This is a genomic window from Microcystis aeruginosa NIES-2549 (assembly GCF_000981785.2).
Classification (GTDB): domain Bacteria; phylum Cyanobacteriota; class Cyanobacteriia; order Cyanobacteriales; family Microcystaceae; genus Microcystis; species Microcystis aeruginosa_C.
This window is the reverse complement of sequence record NZ_CP011304.1, coordinates 113,631-131,705: the sequence shown is the minus strand read 5'-3', so window position 1 is coordinate 131,705 and position 18,075 is coordinate 113,631. Positions and strand designations below refer to the sequence as shown.

16 protein-coding genes and 1 pseudogene are annotated in these 18,075 nt (G+C 42.3%); 5 read left to right on the top strand and 12 right to left on the bottom strand.

What is annotated here, in order from left to right:
• The first annotated feature begins 37 nt into the window (after positions 1–37).
• Both myaer_RS00610 and myaer_RS00605 read left to right on the top strand, forming a co-directional pair.
• On the top strand, positions 38–721 hold the full coding sequence (locus myaer_RS00610) for a cadmium resistance transporter (RefSeq protein ID WP_046663555.1): 684 nt from the start codon (positions 38–40) through the stop codon (positions 719–721).
• 132 nt (positions 722–853) lie between these two features.
• On the top strand, positions 854–1,288 hold the full coding sequence (locus myaer_RS00605) for a YidH family protein (RefSeq protein ID WP_046660540.1): 435 nt from the start codon (positions 854–856) through the stop codon (positions 1,286–1,288).
• Between the two features lie 10 nt (positions 1,289–1,298).
• Here myaer_RS00605 and myaer_RS00600 read toward each other — a convergent pair whose 3' ends face one another.
• Positions 1,299–2,096, bottom strand: a complete 798-nt coding sequence (locus myaer_RS00600) for a sulfite exporter TauE/SafE family protein (RefSeq protein ID WP_046660539.1) — start codon at positions 2,094–2,096, stop codon at positions 1,299–1,301.
• Between the two features lie 285 nt (positions 2,097–2,381).
• Here myaer_RS00600 and myaer_RS00595 point away from each other — a divergent pair, with 285 nt between their 5' ends.
• A complete protein-coding gene (locus tag myaer_RS00595; RefSeq protein WP_046660538.1) occupies positions 2,382–3,386 on the top strand; it encodes a sulfate/molybdate ABC transporter ATP-binding protein in 1,005 nt (334 codons plus the stop codon).
• Positions 3,387–3,486: 100 nt separating this feature from the next.
• On the opposite strand, the gene myaer_RS21815 is transcribed toward myaer_RS00595, so the two are convergent.
• The 5 genes and pseudogenes from myaer_RS21815 to hypE form a co-directional block, all read right to left on the bottom strand.
• The gene (locus tag myaer_RS21815; RefSeq protein ID WP_046660537.1) at positions 3,487–3,729 is read right to left on the bottom strand and encodes a hypothetical protein; all 243 of its coding nucleotides are present in this window, start codon (positions 3,727–3,729) and stop codon (positions 3,487–3,489) included.
• Positions 3,730–3,746: 17 nt separating this feature from the next.
• Positions 3,747–4,052, bottom strand: a pseudogene (locus tag myaer_RS00585) (helix-turn-helix domain-containing protein); the annotation flags it as partial.
• Positions 4,053–4,069: 17 nt separating this feature from the next.
• A complete protein-coding gene (gene hypB, locus myaer_RS00580) occupies positions 4,070–4,882 on the bottom strand; it encodes a hydrogenase nickel incorporation protein HypB (protein ID WP_046660536.1) in 813 nt (270 codons plus the stop codon).
• Entirely contained in the window at positions 4,873–5,217 is a 345-nt protein-coding gene (hypA, locus tag myaer_RS00575) for a hydrogenase maturation nickel metallochaperone HypA (RefSeq protein ID WP_046660534.1), read from the bottom strand. Before hypA ends, hypB begins: the two co-directional genes overlap by 10 nt.
• Positions 5,218–5,362: 145 nt before the next feature.
• Positions 5,363–6,433: a hydrogenase expression/formation protein HypE gene (hypE, locus tag myaer_RS00570; RefSeq protein ID WP_046660533.1), complete on the bottom strand. Its 1,071-nt coding sequence runs from the start codon at positions 6,431–6,433 to the stop codon at positions 5,363–5,365.
• A gap of 323 nt (positions 6,434–6,756) precedes the next feature.
• Here hypE and myaer_RS00565 point away from each other — a divergent pair, with 323 nt between their 5' ends.
• Positions 6,757–7,644, top strand: a complete 888-nt coding sequence (locus tag myaer_RS00565; protein ID WP_046660531.1) for a hypothetical protein — start codon at positions 6,757–6,759, stop codon at positions 7,642–7,644.
• Between the two features lie 67 nt (positions 7,645–7,711).
• Positions 7,712–10,180, top strand: coding sequence for an ATP-dependent DNA helicase RecG (recG, locus tag myaer_RS00560; protein ID WP_046660529.1), 2,469 nt, complete (start codon positions 7,712–7,714; stop codon positions 10,178–10,180).
• A 405-nt stretch (positions 10,181–10,585) separates the two neighbouring features.
• Here the strand turns inward: recG and myaer_RS00555 are convergent, their stop codons facing one another.
• The 6 genes from myaer_RS00555 to myaer_RS21810 all read right to left on the bottom strand — a co-directional run bounded on the left by myaer_RS00555 (position 10,586) and on the right by myaer_RS21810 (position 17,889).
• Positions 10,586–11,134: an oxidoreductase gene (locus tag myaer_RS00555; RefSeq protein ID WP_002740992.1), complete on the bottom strand. Its 549-nt coding sequence runs from the start codon at positions 11,132–11,134 to the stop codon at positions 10,586–10,588.
• A 186-nt stretch (positions 11,135–11,320) separates the two neighbouring features.
• The gene (locus tag myaer_RS00550) at positions 11,321–11,785 is read right to left on the bottom strand and encodes a hypothetical protein (protein WP_235614786.1); all 465 of its coding nucleotides are present in this window, start codon (positions 11,783–11,785) and stop codon (positions 11,321–11,323) included.
• Positions 11,786–11,789: 4 nt separating this feature from the next.
• A complete protein-coding gene (locus myaer_RS00545; protein ID WP_046660527.1) occupies positions 11,790–12,188 on the bottom strand; it encodes a hypothetical protein in 399 nt (132 codons plus the stop codon).
• Between the two features lie 6 nt (positions 12,189–12,194).
• Positions 12,195–12,911 carry a bidirectional hydrogenase complex protein HoxU gene (gene hoxU / locus myaer_RS00540; protein WP_002794250.1) on the bottom strand — a complete coding sequence of 239 codons (717 nt, stop codon included), beginning with the start codon at positions 12,909–12,911 and terminating at the stop codon, positions 12,195–12,197.
• Between the two features lie 85 nt (positions 12,912–12,996).
• Positions 12,997–14,625 carry a hydroxylamine reductase gene (gene hcp, locus myaer_RS00535; protein WP_046660526.1) on the bottom strand — a complete coding sequence of 543 codons (1,629 nt, stop codon included), beginning with the start codon at positions 14,623–14,625 and terminating at the stop codon, positions 12,997–12,999.
• A 441-nt stretch (positions 14,626–15,066) separates the two neighbouring features.
• A complete protein-coding gene (locus myaer_RS21810; RefSeq protein ID WP_235614785.1) occupies positions 15,067–17,889 on the bottom strand; it encodes a tetratricopeptide repeat protein in 2,823 nt (940 codons plus the stop codon).
• Positions 17,890–18,075 lie beyond the last annotated feature (186 nt).

Here is an 18,075-nt window from a genome sequence, read left to right as displayed (position 1 = left end):
ATCGAGATCAGAAGACCCGATTAAGGAAAAAAATCCTATGACTACCATGATTACTGCCATATCCACAGCAATAGCGGCCTTTATTGCCACTAATCTCGATGACATCCTGATTTTGACGATTCTTTTCGCCCAGGTCAATAAACTTTTTCGCCGTCGTCATATCGTTATCGGTCAGTATTTAGGCTTTATCCTGCTGATTTTGGCGAGTTTAACTGGCTTTTTCGGGAGTTTCTTGATTCCGGCTCAGTGGATTCGTTTTCTCGGTCTGTTACCGGTGATTTTCGGGATTCGGAGTCTCTGGCAGCGAGAAGAAACCGAGACGGATAATCCTCTGGAGATGGCTGTAGGATCGGCACCGTCTTCTCCTTTGCTGGCCTGGTTTTCCCCTCAAACCTGCGCTGTGGCGGCAATTACCATCGCCAATGGCAGTGATAATATAGGGATTTATCTGCCGCTGTTTGCTAGTAATACTTGGCAAAATTTAGTCACTATCGTCAGCGTTTTTCTGATCTTGGTGGGTGTTTGGTGTTTTACTGCTCATCAGTTGACTAAATTACCAGCGATCGCTAATTTAATTACCAGTCACGGCAGCCACTTTGTCCCCTGTGTGTTGATCGGTTTGGGTGTATTTATAATCAAGGAAAGTCTTCCCCTGGCTGTCTTGGCCCTATCCTTAAGCTATGGATGGGCGCTTTTCCAGCAGCAAGCAGAATCTATTTGATTTTTGATTCAATACAAATACATCTAAAAAGAGATTTTAGATTTTTTCCATACCATCTATAACTCAAGTGCCATAGAATAACATCATCTTATCAAGCGCTCCCCTTGAAACTGACCCCTAGCCATCTCGATCATGTTATTTTTTCTCAAATCGCCAGTGACGGAAAGCAAGACCAGCATTACACCGAAAAAAGTCAATCCCAATCGAGTCCGCGATCATCTGGCCAATGAACGCACCTATCTGTCTTGGATGCGAACGGCGATCGCATTAATGGGTTTTGGTATGGTTATCCTGCGCTTACGGGCCTTTCATCCTCCTCTGGTTCCCCGGCCCGGTTATGGTTGGAAATTAGGCTTAATGTTTGCTTTAGTGGGTTTATTGACCGTATTTTTGACCACAGCCCATTATTTTACAGTCAGACGAGATATAGATGAAGATACCTACGAACCAGCCGATCGATGGGTGCTACTATTTAGTTTAGCGATCGTTATTCTCGGTGCGGGAATTATCTATTTTGTCGCCACCAGTCCCGATCTGTTGATGGGTAGTATGATGACCTTCGAGTGAACTCTGGGGATTAGGTCGATTGGAGTAAGCGCCAACTGACCGTGACTAGAACCGTATAAAGCAGTATTTTTAGGGCATTTTTGGGGAAATATTCCGATAATCTTGCTCCCACTACTACCCCCGGTATTCCACCCAACCAGATAGGAAGTACCAGATTCCAATCTACCGTTCCTAATCCCAGATGACCAATGGAAGTACAGGTTAAGAGGATGGACGCTTGCGATAGATCTGTACCGACTAATTTGCGAGAATCAAGGTGAAAAAAGGTCATCAAGACCAATGCAAATAAGGAACCACTGGAAATACTGGTTAAACCGACCAAATAGCCTAAAACTGCTCCTAATATCGTTGTTTTTATCTGACCAGAGCGAGTGGTTAAATCTAATTTTGGCCAGGACCAAGGGGACAAATCGGGAAAAAATAAGGAGATTAGTAGTTCTAGGGCCGCTAGGACAGTCACGATCATCAAGACAAGACCGATGATAGGAGGCAACCATTGATCGAGATTGAGGGAGCTATTCTGCTGAAAATAGCGAAAACCGACTAATCCTAACAGAGAACCGGGTACACTGCCAATTACTAGCCATTTTACCACTTCTAATTCGATCGTTTGCTGTTGCCAGTGACGAACAGTGCCGACCACTTTCATCAACCCGGCTGCGACCACATCGGAACCCACTGCGGTGGTAGCGGGAACCTGAAATACAAAGATCAATAGGGGTGTAATCAGGGATGAACCGCCAATTCCCGTTAATCCCACGATAATTCCGATAAAAAAGCTAAATATTGTCAATAAAGAATAGTCCATTTTTGCCTCAGTCGTCTCTTTTCTCCGGTGTGTTTCTGGTGGTTAAGAGACAAAATTAGTTAATTAAGCCTTTAGAACCGACTAAAAGAGTAAAAAACAGTAATAGTAAGCTTTTATCGCTGTTTAATCTTTTTAGTCTCTGTTTATAACCAGTAATCTCCCGAATCGAAACTTAATTTTTTTGCTATCTTGTAAAATGTAATTGTATTTTAATACGATTGAGATTAAATCATAGTTAAAATACGGTCAAACCCTATACATTTTTTTGCCAGAGGATTAGCTACCGTGAGTATCATCATCGAGCAAGTATCGAAAAAATTCGGCACCTTTACCGCTTTAGACCAGATCAACCTAGAGATCAAATCGAATCGTCTGGTGGCACTGCTGGGGCCGTCCGGTTCGGGAAAAACCACTCTCCTGAGAGCGATCGCAGGATTAGAACCCCCCGACACAGGCAAAATTATCATCAACGGCAAAGACACAACCCATTTAAATGTCAGAAAAAGGAATATTGGCTTTGTTTTTCAGCATTATGCGCTTTTTAAACACCTGACGGTGCGTCAGAATATCGCTTTCGGTTTAAATATTCGCAAAGCTGCCCCCGACTACATTCAAAAACGAGTGGACAGTCTCTTGAGTTTAATTCAATTGCAGGGATTAGGCGATCGCTATCCGGCCCAACTATCCGGGGGTCAACGTCAACGGGTTGCCTTGGCCCGGGCCTTAGCGGTGGAACCGGAAGTATTATTATTAGATGAGCCTTTTGGGGCCCTGGATGCCAAAGTTAGAAAAGAGCTGCGGGTTTGGTTGCGGCAGTTACACGAGGAGGTCCATGTCACCAGTGTTTTTGTCACCCACGACCAAGAGGAAGCCATGGAAGTGGCCGACGAGATCGTAATTTTCAATGAGGGTAAAATCGAACAGGTGGGAACTCCCGATCAGGTGTACGATCATCCTGCCTCTGCTTTTGTGATGAGTTTTATCGGCCGGGTGAATGTTGTACCACCAACCTCGGCTGCACTGTTCGATCAGCTTGGGGGGGGTACTAACGGAGTCAAGATTTTCATTCGTCCCCACGACCTAGAAATTCTCTCTTCTCCCAATGGGTCTAGTATTGCGGCAAAAGTCGAGCGCATTATCCATCTGGGTTGGGCCATCGATGTGGAATTAATTCTACCCGATCGCTCTCTCCTGATTGCCCATCTGAATCGAGAACAACTGGATCAACTGCACCTCAAAGTCGGGGAACAAGTTTATGTTCGTCCTCGGGATGCTCGCGTTTTTGCCTAAAAGTCAGCCTTATTGTTAGTGCCTGACGAAGGTCCCAATAGGTGTAGGGTCATGAATGCACAAGGCTGCTGGTAGCTTCGCATCATGTCCCTACACACCCCTAGTAGTCTTCTACAAATAATACTAAATCCGTTGAGTATAGGCTACATATCAGGAGAGGCAATAAATAATCAGTTTTTAATAACTGGATTTCGTATAAATTAAAAGCTACCAACTCCAGGCCACAAAAGGTTTCTATCCAGCGATCAAAGTTTTGCTGATCCGCTAAACTTTTAATCGATGATACCAGTTTAGTTTTGATACCTTGACATTTAATCGGGGGAACAATGACGGTTGTTTTCATTAACAACTAATAAAGAATTAAATGAATACACTGGGGGAAACATTGAAAGTCTCTCCTAAAATTTTCCCTTGAGCTTTACTAATTGATCGCTTGCCTTTAACAATTTCTGAAACCACACCCTTAGAACCAATTTTACCAACTAAATCAGCTTGTTTCATGTTGTTAGCTGACATTAAGTGTAATAATACTTCCCTCGGTGAAGCTGGTTCGGGTTGAGGTTGTTTGGCATCAAAATCCTTAATAATTGTCGCCATTAATTTAACCATCGCGGTTTCTTCTGGTAGTCGCTCCTGTTTACTAATTAGATTAAGGAGAAGATGACGCGCTGTTACTGCTTAACTTAAACCAGTGATTTTAACCAGCTGTACCAAGCATCTAAACCTTCTCCAGTGGTAGCAGAAACTTGAAAAACTTTCAGATTGGGATTAACTTGATAGGCGTAATCTAAACAGCGATCGAGGTTAAAATTAACGTAGGGTAGTAGGTCTATTTTTGTCAAGATCATGACTTGAGAAGCGTGGAACATATAGGGATATTTAATCGGTTTATCTTCTCCTTCTGTGACGGAAAGAATGACAACTTTGGCATTTTCTCCCAAATCAAATAAAGCAGGACAAACTAGATTACCGACATTTTCGATCATCACTAAAGAATTCATCGGTGGATCGAGTTCGATTAATCCTCTCTCTACCATTGATGCTTCTAAATGACAACCGGTTCCAGTATTAATTTGGATAACCTGACAACCGGTTTCACTAATTTTTTGGGCATCATTAGCTGTTGCTTGATCTCCCTCAATGACACTGATAGGAATAGTGGTTTTTAAATCGGCAATTGTGCGAGTTAACAGGGTAGTTTTTCCCGAACCAGGGGAAGAAACCAGATTAAGGGCAACAGTTTTTCTACCCTTCAACCAACCGCGATTTTGTGCCGCTAACAGATTATTTTTTGCCAGCAGATTTTGCTCAACTTGGAGAATGTTACCATGAATTTGAGCGTGAATTTCCGCAGGATGATGGGGATGCTCATGATCGTGATCGTGATGGCTATGACTAATAACAGTACCATCGGCTAAAATATGTTCATGGGTTCCCGTTTGCGGATTAGTTAACGTTACTTCCGAGTTATCAGAACAACCACAGGTTACACACATAAGGATTCTGTCTCCAAGGATTTGAGATTTAATTCTTGACCCTGTAAAATGATTATATTACGACTACCACATCGATCGCAGATTCCGTAGGGATATTCTAGTTCTAGCTCATTTCCGCAATCTTGGCACTGTCCTAAACCAGAAATTTCCATAATCTCTAACATTGCCCCCTCTATATTAGTACCTTGACAACAGGTATCAAAACAAAAAGCGATCGATTCTGGCATAATTGCCGTTAGTTTACCAATCTCTAACACCACGCGCTTAACTTTCATTCCTCGGGAATGTTCTAAGGCAAGTTCGATAATATTTTGGGTGATTCCTAGTTCGTGCATTTTCAGTTATCAGTTATCAGTTATCAGTTATCAGTTATCAGTTATCAGGGAGAAGAGAGCAGGGAAATTTCAACTAAAACCCCAAAACCCCAACTATCTGTTTTTTTAGTTTTCACTTTTTCCTTTAAAACTGTCTCCTGTCTAATTAACATATTCTCGGTAATTGTTCACCGACTAACATATCGAGAATCCTTTTCGTGCCGAAAGGGGTTTTTAAGTAAACTAAATTGGGGGAAGAAGCGACGACTTCCCCGATAGAAGCGGCATTTTTACCGTCAGGATGGGAGCGCATCACTGCTAAAACGCGATTTTCCGCCTCTGGTGGCACGACAAGGACTAATTTGCCCTCATTTGCCAGATAAAGCGGTTCTAAGCCCAATAATTCGCACATTCCTCGCACTTCTTCCCGGATGGGGATCGCCGTTTCCTGTACCTGTATTCCCACCCCTGAACTTTGGGCGAATTCGTTTAAAACTGTGGCTAATCCGCCCCTAGTGGCATCCCGCATCGCTTTAACTTCCGGGCAAACGGCCAGAATTGCAGAAATTAAAGAATTCAGGGCTTGACAATCGCTTTCGATTGTGCATTGTAGGTCTAATTCGCCCCTAGCAATCAGAATGGCGGCGCCGTGATCCCCCAGAAAACCGTTCAGCAAAATGCGATCGCCAACTTGTAAATTATTCGCCCCGGAATTGATTCGGGCCGGAATTACTCCGACTCCAGAGGTATTAATAAATATTTGATCCCCTTGTCCCCTGGGAACGACTTTTGTATCACCGGTAACGATTTTTACCGCTGCTTTTTCGGCGGCTATTTTCATGCTGGTAACGATGGTTTTTAGGGTGTCGATAGATAAACCTTCTTCGAGGATAAAACTACAACTGAGATAGAGAGGAATTGCGCCACCGACAGCCAAATCATTAACGGTTCCATTGACTGCTAAACTGCCAATATCACCCCCCGGAAAGAAGAGGGGAGAAACCACATAGGAATCGGTGGTAAATGCCAAGCGATCACCCATTTTAGCTAAATCTTTAATCTCAAATCGTGCTTGATCTTCAAGGGGTGCCAGTAGGTTATTATCAAAGTTATTAACGAATATCTCGTTAATTAAATCCCGCATTGCTTTGCCACCACTGCCATGGGAAAGAGTGATATTTGTGTCAGTAATTTTTGTTTTTTTAAATTTTAAAGAAGCTGAAGGAGTGCTAGTCATAGGTGAGGTAGGAAGTTATCGTTTTGAGGAGTCGGTGGTCGATAGCAAATTAGGTTAAACTTTATCTTAATCAGAAACGCTGTCATAGCTTACTGCTAGATTAGCTTAATGGGTTTCTGGTATTTCTCGCACTTTTTCTACAGTTAAGTCCAAGGCTTGAGCAATTTGTTCTACAGTGAAATTTAAAGACGATCAACGCGGCATAGATTCCAGTTTACCTTCTTTTCGTCTGAGCATCTCCCCCATGTCAGGGCGCTATAGCTGACAGTGAGTCGCTATAATAGAATTCGCCGATCGCTAACTTCTCCCTCGGTAAAATTTCTATGACTGGAAGACTGAACAAGCTACAACAAGATTTAAAGAACATAGAAACGGAAGTGGCAAATTTAGCCGAAAGAATGCGAGAAAAATACCGAATTTATCTTGATTTACTCGGAGAATCTCTCTATAAACAGGCGATCGGGGCAGTGTATTATATCTGTACCCGTTACTATGGGGGGGAATTTCTGGCTCTCTCCCACAGCAATCGTCAGAAACTGCAAGAGGAGATCAAAACTCTAGGACAAGAGGCTAAGGCTAGTTTACAGCAATTGGGCGAGCAGAGCTTCGATCGAGGGGCATTTTCAGGGGTAGGATTGCCAAAAAGTCCAGCAGAGACAGTTAACACCCCAGATTTCTGGAAACTTTTTCTAAACAAACCGGAAAATCTAGCCGCAACTGGAGAGATTAATAACCCCGATATTTTACTCCATTGTTGTCGAGTGCTGGAAAAAAACTGTATCGAGATTCTCAATCATCTCTCTAAACAAATTAATCAGCAACTACAAAAAGCTTATATTCTTCCCCCTCATCTACCCAGTCAAATTATCGATATGGCAATTGAAGCGGGAGAAGAAGGACAGTCTCTAGGTGGAGGAAATAATATGTTAAACATTCTAGTGGAGGCTAAAAACCCTGAACTAGAGGAAGAAAAAGATCAAGATGATGGGGATGATAAGGATTTTTCAAGCGGCAAAGTTACTAAAGTAACGGCGATTCATCTACGAATGGCTGAACTGGAATTTGCTGATACGCGCTTAAGTGTCGAAAGAAATCAAATTCGCTCCCTTTGGGAAAAATTAAATCGTCTAGGAGAACAATATCATCGTATTCGCAAAGAATATACTATCGCTCAAGCGGAAGCGGCGTGGCGCAGTAGTTGGTATGATTAATCAGTTATAATTAAACAGAGGTATTAGGGAAACATAATACTAGGAAATTTGGAGTCAAGAGGCAATTATGAAAGGGGAAATACCCGACTGGGTGAGATTACAAAAAGCCTTATCTGTAGAAGCGGAAAAAGGTTATCCAGATCTTCAGGGAAATCAATACCGTTTTAGCGAGTTTTTCTGTCTTAGTTTCGGGGATAATCCTCCCGTGGGAATTGCCACCAGTGAGAGAAATCGCTGGCGAGAATTAGCCCAAAAATTTGCCCAATATCCCCAATTTAATCCTCAACAAAGACAACAATTAGTCGCCGAAACTCGCAATTTTTTGCAACAATTACGGCAAACTTTAGAAGCAACCCCCGCACCAAAAGAAGCAGCTGCGGCGAAAATTATTAATACCACTCCCATCACGGCAAAGGCTAATTCTCCACGGCAAGTTACCCTCGAACAACCCTTGAAATATCTAGCGGAAGTGGGAGAGAGAAAAGCTGGTCTTTTAGAAAGATTAAACCTCCACAAAGTTGAAGATTTATTATATTATTATCCCCGGGATCATATTGATTACAGTCGTCAAGTCAATATCGCTAATTTAACCGAGGGGGAAACGGTAACTTTAGTGGGGAATGTCAAGCGCTGTAATTGTTTTACTAGCCCCAAAAATACCAAGTTAGCTATCTTTGAATTGCTCTTACAGGATCGCACTGGACAGATAAAATTAAACCGTTTTTATGCGGGAACTCGCTATACTAATCGTGCTTGGCAGGAAGGACAAAAAAAACTCTATACCGTCGGTTCAGTGGTGGCGGTTAGTGGTTTAGTCAAAGCGGGAAAATATGGGGTAACTTTAGAAAATCCTGAATTTGAATTATTAGACAGTTCTGGAGCAAGTATTGAGTCCTTAAAAATCGGGCGTATTCTGCCGGTTTATCCCCTCAGCGATGGAGTACCCGCCGACCTAATTAGAAAGGCTGTAATCGCCGCTTTTGGGGCAGTAGAGGCGATAAAAGATCCCCTACCTTTCGGTCTAAGAAAACAATACGGATTAATCGATTTAAAAACAGCAATTACTAACATTCATTTCCCCAATAATGCCGAGAGCCTCAGTCAAGCGCGACGGCGATTAGTCTTTGATGAATTCTTCTTTTTACAATTGGGTTTTCTGCGGCGGCGGCAACAGTATCGTCAGACACAGAAAAGTGCCGTTTTTAGTGCTAGGGGTCAATTAATCGATCAATTTAATCAGATAATTCCCTTTCAATTAACCAATGCTCAAAAACGAGTTATTGAGGAAATTTTAGAGGATTTAGATTCTAGCACCCCGATGAATCGTCTCGTGCAGGGGGATGTGGGTTCTGGCAAAACAATTGTGGGAGTTTATGCTATTTTAGCAGCCCTACAATCTGGTTATCAAGCGGCATTAATGGCTCCCACGGAAGTTTTAGCAGAACAACATTATCGTAAGTTAGTTAGCTGGTTTAATCTCTTACATTTACCCGTAGAATTATTAACTGGTTCCACAAAAACCGCTAAACGACGAGAAATTCACGCCCAATTGGAGACAGGAGAATTACCACTTTTAGTGGGAACTCATGCCCTAATTCAAGATGCAGTTAATTTCCGCAAATTGGGGTTAGTTGTTATTGATGAACAGCATCGCTTTGGGGTACAACAAAGGGCAAGATTATTAAGCAAAGGAGAGTCTCCCCACGTTTTAACCATGACAGCAACACCGATTCCCCGTACTTTAGCTTTAACCCTCCATGGGGATTTAGATGTGAGTCAAATTGACGAATTACCCCCCGGCAGACAACCGATTCAAACCACCGCTTTAAATGGCAATCAAAGAAGGGCTGCCTATGATTTAATTCGCCGTGAAATTGCCCAAGGCAGACAAGCTTATGTGATTTTTCCCTTGATTGAAGAATCGGAAAAATTAGATGTAAGGGCTGCGGTGGAAGAATATCAAAATTTATCAGAAAAGATTTTTCCCAATTTTAATATCGGTTTACTCCATGGTCGCATGAGTTCCGCCGAAAAAGAGGAAATCTTAACAGCTTTTCGCGATAATATTCTACAAATTATTGTCTCAACTACGGTTATTGAAGTGGGGGTAGATGTTCCCAATGCTACGGTGATGTTAATTGAAAATGCCGAACGTTTTGGCCTTTCACAATTACATCAATTACGGGGGCGCGTCGGCAGAGGTTCCCATCAATCCTATTGTTTACTTTTAAGTGGCACTAATAGTGCTAATTCTCGTCAAAGATTGACGGTTTTGGAACAATCCCAAGACGGCTTTTTTATCTCGGAAATGGATATGCGATTCCGCGGTCCAGGGGAAGTTTTAGGACAACGACAATCGGGTTTACCAGATTTTGCCCTCGCTAGTTTAGTCGAGGATCAAGAGGTGTTAGTTTTGGCAAGAGATGCCGCCGAAAAAATTATGTTAGATGATCCCCATTTAATCACTTTGCCCAATTTGAAACAAGCTTTAGAAGCCAAATATCAACGGATGTTAGGAGCGGATATTTTAACTTGATTTAGATGTTCAGTGATCAGTAATACTAAATCCAGTTATTAAAAACTGATTATTTATTCTCCGTTTTGCATAGCCCATACTCAACGGATGGCCGTATTACTTCCGATTTTATCACTCAATCCAAGCTTTTGGGGGGTAGAACCCCCCAAACCCCGGAGCGCATTAGTTTTTCGGTGGGATGCTTACACGCAGCCTCTGACACATCTGTAATAATTTAGGAGTCACTGATAATTGCTGATTGTCGGTATTTCTATAAATGTGAGATGCACCCAATCAGTAATCAGTAAACAGTAATCAGTAATCAGCGAAAAGACAGCAGCAAACTGGCATTTGATGAGGCTCACTTAATACATACTGCTCACTCAAAACTTAAAACTCAAATCTGATAACTGATAACTGATTCAATTAACCAAATTTAATCATTTCTCGTCCTGCCATCACGGGTAATTCCCCTTTTAAAATCGGAATCAATGTCTCGCGAATTCTGTCCGCATCGGGGGGACATCCCGGCATAAAAATATCGATGGGAATGACTTGATGGACGGGCAGCACTTGATCTAATAATTCGGGAACGATACCGGGTTCTTCTGGTAGTTGAGGTGTGTTATCTCCTAACTCTAAATAAGCTCTTTTTAGCACGGGATCGGCAGTTCCTAACATATTCCGCATAGCGGGAACGTTAGCAGTCACGGCGCAATCACCAAAAGAAACGACGGTTTTGGTATTTTGGCGGACTAGATGAATTAGTTCTAAATTATCCTGATTAGCGATCGCTCCTTCCACTAAACAGACATCGACATTTTCCGGATAGGTTTTCAGATCGCAGCCGACGGGACTATACACCACGTCAACTTTTTCGGCTAATTCTAACAGCCATTCATCCAAATCGAGGAAGGACATATGGCATCCCGAACAACCAGCTAACCAGACAGTAGCGAAGCGAATTTTAGACATAATTTTAATTCCTTAATTGTTAGGTTTGGGCAATAGTGATTACTAGCTAAGTAAGTGGTTCTAATTAAATAGAAGATAGATTTTGCCTTCGATCCCCCCCTGCCCCCCTTGATAAGGGGGGTGCCGATAGGCGGGGGGATCCCCCTTAATAAGGGGGGTATCTGACAATTTTTAACACCTACCTACTTAATAGAAAAGCGGCTGTTTACCGAGGGGCGGGTTTTTGCCTGTCTCGACAAGTTCCTGATTATCTGCAATTAAAGAAAAAAGATCGATCCCCTTCCATTCTTGCAAAAATTCACAGATTAGCTGTGGTGTCCAATTTTCACCTCTAAAAAACTTAAAATTTTTCGTGTGGACATTGAGAAAAAAATGCAAGATATTACATTGATCCTGCGCCCCGAAAATAGTCCCCTTGACTGTCCAATTATCCACACTACTGGCGTAATCCTCGATCGCCCGATCTGCCGCCGCCACAAGCTCTCGGTATTGATCACAGAATTGGCGAAGCATCTGGGGAAATCGCCCAACTTCGGCGAAAAGTTCGATCGCGGACCAAGCTAAATTGGTTGGTTGAGATTGATAATCCAGCAGGGATAGACAGCGATTCAAGGCTTGCAGAAAGATCTGTTCAAGATTTGTATCATTCATAACATTATTGATTCCCTTGACGCAGTAGGACAGACCAACCATATTGAGCTTGAGCGATTTCGTGAGCAGAAGGCTGATTCATACCCTGATTGATCACTAAATCCGATTCTAAGATTTCGTGTTCTAAAAAGACACGATCAATCGCCGTTCCCTGTCCTCGCGCCATCCGCAACCACGCCTTTGCCATATCAATACTAGGCCAAAATTCATGCTGACTGACACCGCTACCGAAAGCGTAGTCCTTTGCTCGTTGAGTTTCCTGAGCAGAAATACCGCAGTAATCGGAAATCAAGCGAATATCTTCATTCATCCCCATAATCTCGTCATACAGAGCCATTTCCGCCCGCAGATACTTGGCATAAATACCTAGATGTCCCCAACGAGCGTTTTGAGAATCTACCATTTTTCGCTAACGCGTCCATTGGTGTTGAGTCCTAGCATTAACTAAAAATTCCAACTTCGAGCGATCTTCCTCTTTTTCAGAAACGGCGGAACCCTTGCGGAATATTGCCCCGGTTGGACAAGCGGCAACACATTTGCCGCAGGAAGTACAGGCAGAAACGCTGCCCCAAGGCTGATCCATTCCCGCAATAATTTTATCTTTTTCGCCGCGATAAGCCAGATCCCAAACGTGCGCCCCTTCAATTTCATCACAGACTCGCACACAACGGGTACAGAGAACACAACGATTATGATCGATACCAAAAAGATGATGGGAAATATCCACTTCTCGCTTGGGAAAACGGTAGGGAAAACGACTATGATCCATACCCACTTCGATGGCTAAATCTTGTAATTCACAGTTACCATTAGCCACACAAACTGCACAAACGTGATTACCTTCAGCGAATAATAATTCCACTGTCATGCGGCGATATTCTTTCAGTTTTGGGGTATCGGTATGGACCACCATTCCTTCCGCCACCTCCGTTACACAGGCGGGTAATAATTTATTAATACCTTCAATTTCTACTAAACATAAGCGACAGGCGGCCACTTCGGAAACCCCATCGAGATGACAGAGAGCGGGAATTTTTATTCCTACCTGACTAGCTGCCGCCAGAACTCTCGAACCCGCTTCGATCGCTACATCTTTGCCATCAATACTTAAAGTGATTACGGACATAAAAATTATTCTCCTTGAGGATAATATCCCTCTCCTTCCCATAGGCCACAATTTGTGGCCTATTGTGGGATTTTTACAGAAAGTTTTAACTTAGACAATCGGCTAAGTCTTTTGCTGGGGTAGTAATCGGCTGCAGGTGATAGGTATCGGAGAGGAATTTCAGGACGTTAGGGGAGATAAATGCCGGTAAAGTTGGTCCCAGACGGATATTTTGAATACCTAGATGTAGCAGGGTGAGCAGTACAGCGATTGCTTTTTGTTCGTACCAAGAGATAATTAGGGAGAGGGGAATCTCATTGACGCTAACGTTAAAAGCGTTGGCTAATCCTAGGGCGATTTTAATGGCACTATAGGCATCGTTACATTGTCCCACGTCCATCAGCCGGGGTAATCCTTCGATGCTACCCAATTGTTTGTCGAAAAAGCGGAATTTTCCACAGGCAAGGGTTAAAACGATGCAATCTTCGGGTACTTGTTCCACAAATTCGGTGTAGTAATTGCGATCGGGTTTTGCGCCATCGCAGCCGCCAACTAGGAAGAAGTGACGGATTTTACCCTGTTTAAGAGCATCAACCACCGTATCAGCGACACTGAGAACGGTATTGTGGGCAAATCCCACCATTACCTGCCGAGGTTCGCTTATTTCAGTAAATCCGGGCAATGATTGCGCTTTAGCAATCACGCGACTAAAATCGATCGCACCGTCCACTGTTTCTAAGCGGTTAATATGGGCATAACCCACAGGTCCGAGGGTAAAAAGTTTACTTTCATAGTTTTCGTGGGGGGGCATGAGACAATTAGTAGTTAAAACTATTGCCCCCGGAAACTTAGCAAATTCTTTAGTTTGGTTTTGCCAGGCGGTGCCATAATGACCGTAGAGATGGGGATATTTTTCTTTGAGTTTTGGATAACCGTGGGCGGGTAATAATTCTCCGTGGGTGTAGACTGTTATCCCAGTATTGGCAGTTTGTGCCAGTAAAGCCGCTAATTGTTTAATATCATGGCCGGAGACTAAAATGGCTTTACCTAAACGTGGATTTAAGGGAACATTTGTCGGTATGGGATGACCGTAGGTTTCGGTATGACCTTGATCTAATAATTCCATGGCCCGCAGGTTTGCTGCCCCGACTTTTAGACAGATTGCCACCCAATCATTAAGGTTTAAATCTCCCCGGTCAATCGCCACTAAAGTCTCTTGGATAACCTGATAAACTGAGTCATCCTCTTGACCTAATTCCTGAGCGTGGAAAGTATAGGAAGCAAGACCTTTAACTCCGTAGATAGCGGTTAACTTTAGGGAAAAAATATCGAGGTCTTGTACTTTTTCAATTAGTTCTAAGGATACTTCTTGACCTTGGCTGACTAGGCTCTCATTAAAATTAGGCTGATAGTTAGCAAGTGCAGACCAGTCCAGCGATCCCAATTGTGCTTTTAAATTTTCCCGAATCTCTAAACAACGCTGAATATAATCGGTAAAACGTCTTTGATCGAAGTTCACATTGGTCATGGTGGCGAAAAGCGACTCGCAGGTAAAAATATCGGCTTCGCGAGTAGATATTGCCGCTTCTTTGGCTTTTAAAACCACCGATGCTAATCCCCGCAAACAATAAACTAATAAGTCTTGAACAGCGTTGACTTCGGGACTTTTTCCACAGGCACCCCACTGATGACAACCATTACCACTAGCGGTTTGTTCGCATTGTTCACAAAACATAAGTTTTCTCTCTTTTTTCAGTAGATTGACAGATTGTTGCGATTTGTTCTACTAAATTGAATTCTGCTTTTTTGAAAGTTAGTTATCAGCCCTCACCCGGCAGGAATTATGGATTTTACGACTGGAAAGCTTGTCTTGACAGCCTCTACTCTCTGAACTATGTTTTTATTATCTCACCCTTTTTGCTGGTTGAGTTCTGATTTTAGATTTCCTCAAGAATTACCGATTAAACAATTATTTATTTGTCTTAATAAATTAAGTATTTTTGGTGATTTTTATGATATAATGAGCGAAATTTTCGATTTTTAGGTGGGTATTTGCCAGTGTCATAGCAATCGGTCTCCTGATTAGGATAGAAAGTTGGAACTTAAGAGTTATTATCGCCTAACTCTGATGATGGGATTGCTTTAGACATAGATAGTTATCTCTTTTTTTATTTACTTAACTTAGCAATGATTGAAACCGTTGATCTCCCCGAATCTGCTCAAAATCTTTATCTGTTTTCGCCATATCCTGATATTCGACATCAAGATTGATGGCGCGTTGTAAGTTTTCGATAGCTAATTCCACATTGTTTTGTAAGCCATAACAGCAAGCTTTATTGTAGTAAGCATTAGCATAATTTGAATTAATTTTAATAGCTTGATCGTAGGATGCGATCGCCTCTTCTAATCTGCCTAAATTATCTAACGCAATCCCTCGGTTGTTCCAAGCTTCATGCTTATCGGGTTTAATTTCTAAAGCTTTGTCGTAAGATGCGATCGCCTCTTCTAATCTGCCTAAATTATCTAACGCATACCCTCGGTTGTACCAAGCTTCATGCTTATCGGGTTTAATTTCTAAAGCTCGATCGTAGGATGCGATCGCTGCTGCCAATCTGCCTAAATTACCTAACGCAACCCCTCGGTTGTACCAAGCTTCATGCTTATCGGGTTTAATTTCTAAAGCTCGATCGTAGGATGCGATCGCTTCTTCAAATCTGCCTAAATTACCTAACGCATTCCCTCGGTTGTACCAAGCTTGATGGAAATCGGGTTTAATTTCTAAAGCTCGATCATAAGATGCGATCGCTTCTGCCAATCTGCCTAAATTACCTAACGCAATCCCTCGGTTGTACCAAGCTTCATGGAAATCGGGTTTAATTTCTAAAGCTCGATCGTAGGATGCGATCTCTTGTTCAAATCTGCCTAAATTACCTAACGCAATCCCTCGGTTGTTCCAAGCTTGATGGTAATCGGGTTTAATTTCTAAAGCTCGATCGTAGGAGGTGATCGCTTGTTCAAATCTGCCTAAATTACCTAACGCATTCCCTCGGTTGTTCCAAGCTTGATGGTAATCGGGTTTAATTTCTAAAGCTTTGTCGTAGGATGCGCTCGCTTGTTCAAATCTGCCTAAATTACCTAACGCAATCCCTCGGTTGTACCAAGCTTGATGGTAATCGGGTTTAATTTCTAAAGCTTTGTTGTAGGATGCGCTCGCTTGTTCAAATCTGCCTAAATTACCTAACGCATTCCCTCGGTTGTTCCAAGCTTGATGGTCATCGGGTTTAATTTCTAAAGCTTTGCCGTAGGATGCGATCGCTTGTTCAAATCTGCCTAAATTACCTAACGCAATCCCTCGGTTGTACCAAGCTTGATGGTCATCGGGTTTAATTTCTAAAGCTTTGCCGTAGGATGCGATCGCTTGTTCAAATCTGCCTAAATTACCTAACGCATTCCCTCGGTTGTACCAAGCTTGATGGTCATCGGGTTCAATTTCTAAAGCTCGATCGTAGGAGGCGATCGCTTCTTGGTATTGTTCGAGATAATAAAAAGTAGTACCTCGATAAAACCAACCGTCTTCCCGTTGGGGGGCCAAACTAACTAGACGGTTGAACCCTTTTAAGGCATCTCGATAGCGTTTTAATTCATATAGTTTAAGAGTAAATCCTTCTAGAGAGGGCAACATTTCTCTTGGTTTTTGTTTAAATAACTGCCAAATTAACTGTTTTAGAGGACGTAAATAGTCATTTAATTCTACCTGCTCTCCCTTGGCTTCAATTTGTCCGTCGCGGGGTTCTAAAATGTTTTCTCTGGCAATTAAATCAGCCAAACTTTGCTTGATTTTCCAGCGATACCAGAGTTGTTGCCACATATTTTCCTTGGCGATAAATCTGGCAGTGGGTTCAACAATAAACGGTTCTAAGGAAACATTACACTGGCGCAACAAATCCACCGCAGCATAGATATCTTCCGCCAGAGTATCCCTTTTAATTGCATCCTGATAACGTTTTTGCCAGTTGCCTCGTAAAGTAGCTTGATAGTTGTCAGTATTGAGGGGTAATTGTCGGTTGTCAAGGCGCACCAGATTTTCTACCACATTGCGAAAGGTAGAATCATTACAGGCAGCAATGCTGCTGTAGTCAGTTTCGGCTTTAATGTTGGTTTGCGGGATAGTATCCTGCAATAATTCGACAATTGCACCGTCTTCCGGTGATGGCAATTCTACCACCTGAAAACGTTTCCACAGTTTTGGGTATTTATTCCACTGTAACTTATCCCATTCACTCGGCTGTCCTGGTGATTCGGGTTCTTTTTCATCTCTCGCAGTGGCAATTACTCGCACTTCTTCGGGACGAGTACAATGGGTTTCATAAGCTTCTAGAGTTTTTAATAGTCGTTCTTGTAAGGGAATATTAATCGCCGCAAGAGGACTATCTTTTGCTTGGGGATTTTGGTCGATTTTCAAACTACGGCGCATATATGAGTTAAGATCGTCGAGGAAAAATAGTAATTTTCTATCTGTTCCGATCGCCTCTAATTGGTTATTTTCAGGTCGCTCTAACCATTCTCCTAATTTTAATACTAATACCGTCCAGCCTTCATGATTCAAGCGTTGCGCTACTTCAGCAGCTTCTCTAGTTTTGCCGATTCCTGTGGGTCCGAGAATAATTAACCAGCGATTTTCCTCCAGATTTTGCAGAAGTTCGTTAGTAAAGTTTCGGTCAGCCATTCGGTGTTGGTAAATAATATTATGATCCGCTAAAGGAGATTTATCCTTTTCATCCTTTTTGTAGATAATCGGGATTACATTGCTATGGGAGGCAATTTTGGTAAAGGGTAAAGACGGTTCAATGATTCGGACTTTTCGTTTTTGCTGTAGATACCACCAAAACCCGGCCCAGATTACCCCAATAATAACTGGAATTACAGCAATTACTCCCGAAAGAAGATTGTCAATCCAGTCTTTATTAGTTTGATATAATTGTATTATATAATTCCACATAAGCCTATTTTAGATTTGAGATTTTAGATTTGAGATGGCGGAATGTGTGTCTAAAGATTTGTAGAAAATTAATTCGACTTCTTTTCACCGGTGAGAATATTTTTCCTCCTCGTTACGATAAGGCAAATTTTAGCTGCTTGTAAGTCCCTATTACCAACATATTGCCACAGGCAAGAATCGATATCT

Bases quoted from the DNA above. Each gene is read 5' to 3' on its own strand.
- myaer_RS00610 (WP_046663555.1), top strand. From the start codon at position 38: ATGACTACCATGATTACTGCCATATCCACAGCAATAGCGGCCTTTATT.
- hoxU (WP_002794250.1), bottom strand. From the start codon at position 12,911: ATGTCCGTAATCACTTTAAGTATTGATGGCAAAGATGTAGCGATCGAA.
- myaer_RS00555 (WP_002740992.1), bottom strand. From the start codon at position 11,134: ATGTCTAAAATTCGCTTCGCTACTGTCTGGTTAGCTGGTTGTTCGGGA.
- hypA (WP_046660534.1), bottom strand. From the start codon at position 5,217: ATGCACGAACTAGGAATCACCCAAAATATTATCGAACTTGCCTTAGAA.
- hcp (WP_046660526.1), bottom strand. From the start codon at position 14,625: ATGTTTTGTGAACAATGCGAACAAACCGCTAGTGGTAATGGTTGTCAT.
- myaer_RS00545 (WP_046660527.1), bottom strand. From the start codon at position 12,188: ATGGTAGATTCTCAAAACGCTCGTTGGGGACATCTAGGTATTTATGCC.
- myaer_RS00550 (WP_235614786.1), bottom strand. From the start codon at position 11,785: ATGAATGATACAAATCTTGAACAGATCTTTCTGCAAGCCTTGAATCGC.
- myaer_RS00600 (WP_046660539.1), bottom strand. From the start codon at position 2,096: ATGGACTATTCTTTATTGACAATATTTAGCTTTTTTATCGGAATTATC.
- hypE (WP_046660533.1), bottom strand. From the start codon at position 6,433: ATGACTAGCACTCCTTCAGCTTCTTTAAAATTTAAAAAAACAAAAATT.
- recG (WP_046660529.1), top strand. From the start codon at position 7,712: ATGAAAGGGGAAATACCCGACTGGGTGAGATTACAAAAAGCCTTATCT.
- hypB (WP_046660536.1), bottom strand. From the start codon at position 4,882: ATGTGTGTAACCTGTGGTTGTTCTGATAACTCGGAAGTAACGTTAACT.
- myaer_RS21810 (WP_235614785.1), bottom strand. From the start codon at position 17,889: ATGTGGAATTATATAATACAATTATATCAAACTAATAAAGACTGGATT.
- myaer_RS00605 (WP_046660540.1), top strand. From the start codon at position 854: ATGTTATTTTTTCTCAAATCGCCAGTGACGGAAAGCAAGACCAGCATT.
- myaer_RS21815 (WP_046660537.1), bottom strand. From the start codon at position 3,729: ATGAAAACAACCGTCATTGTTCCCCCGATTAAATGTCAAGGTATCAAA.
- myaer_RS00565 (WP_046660531.1), top strand. From the start codon at position 6,757: ATGACTGGAAGACTGAACAAGCTACAACAAGATTTAAAGAACATAGAA.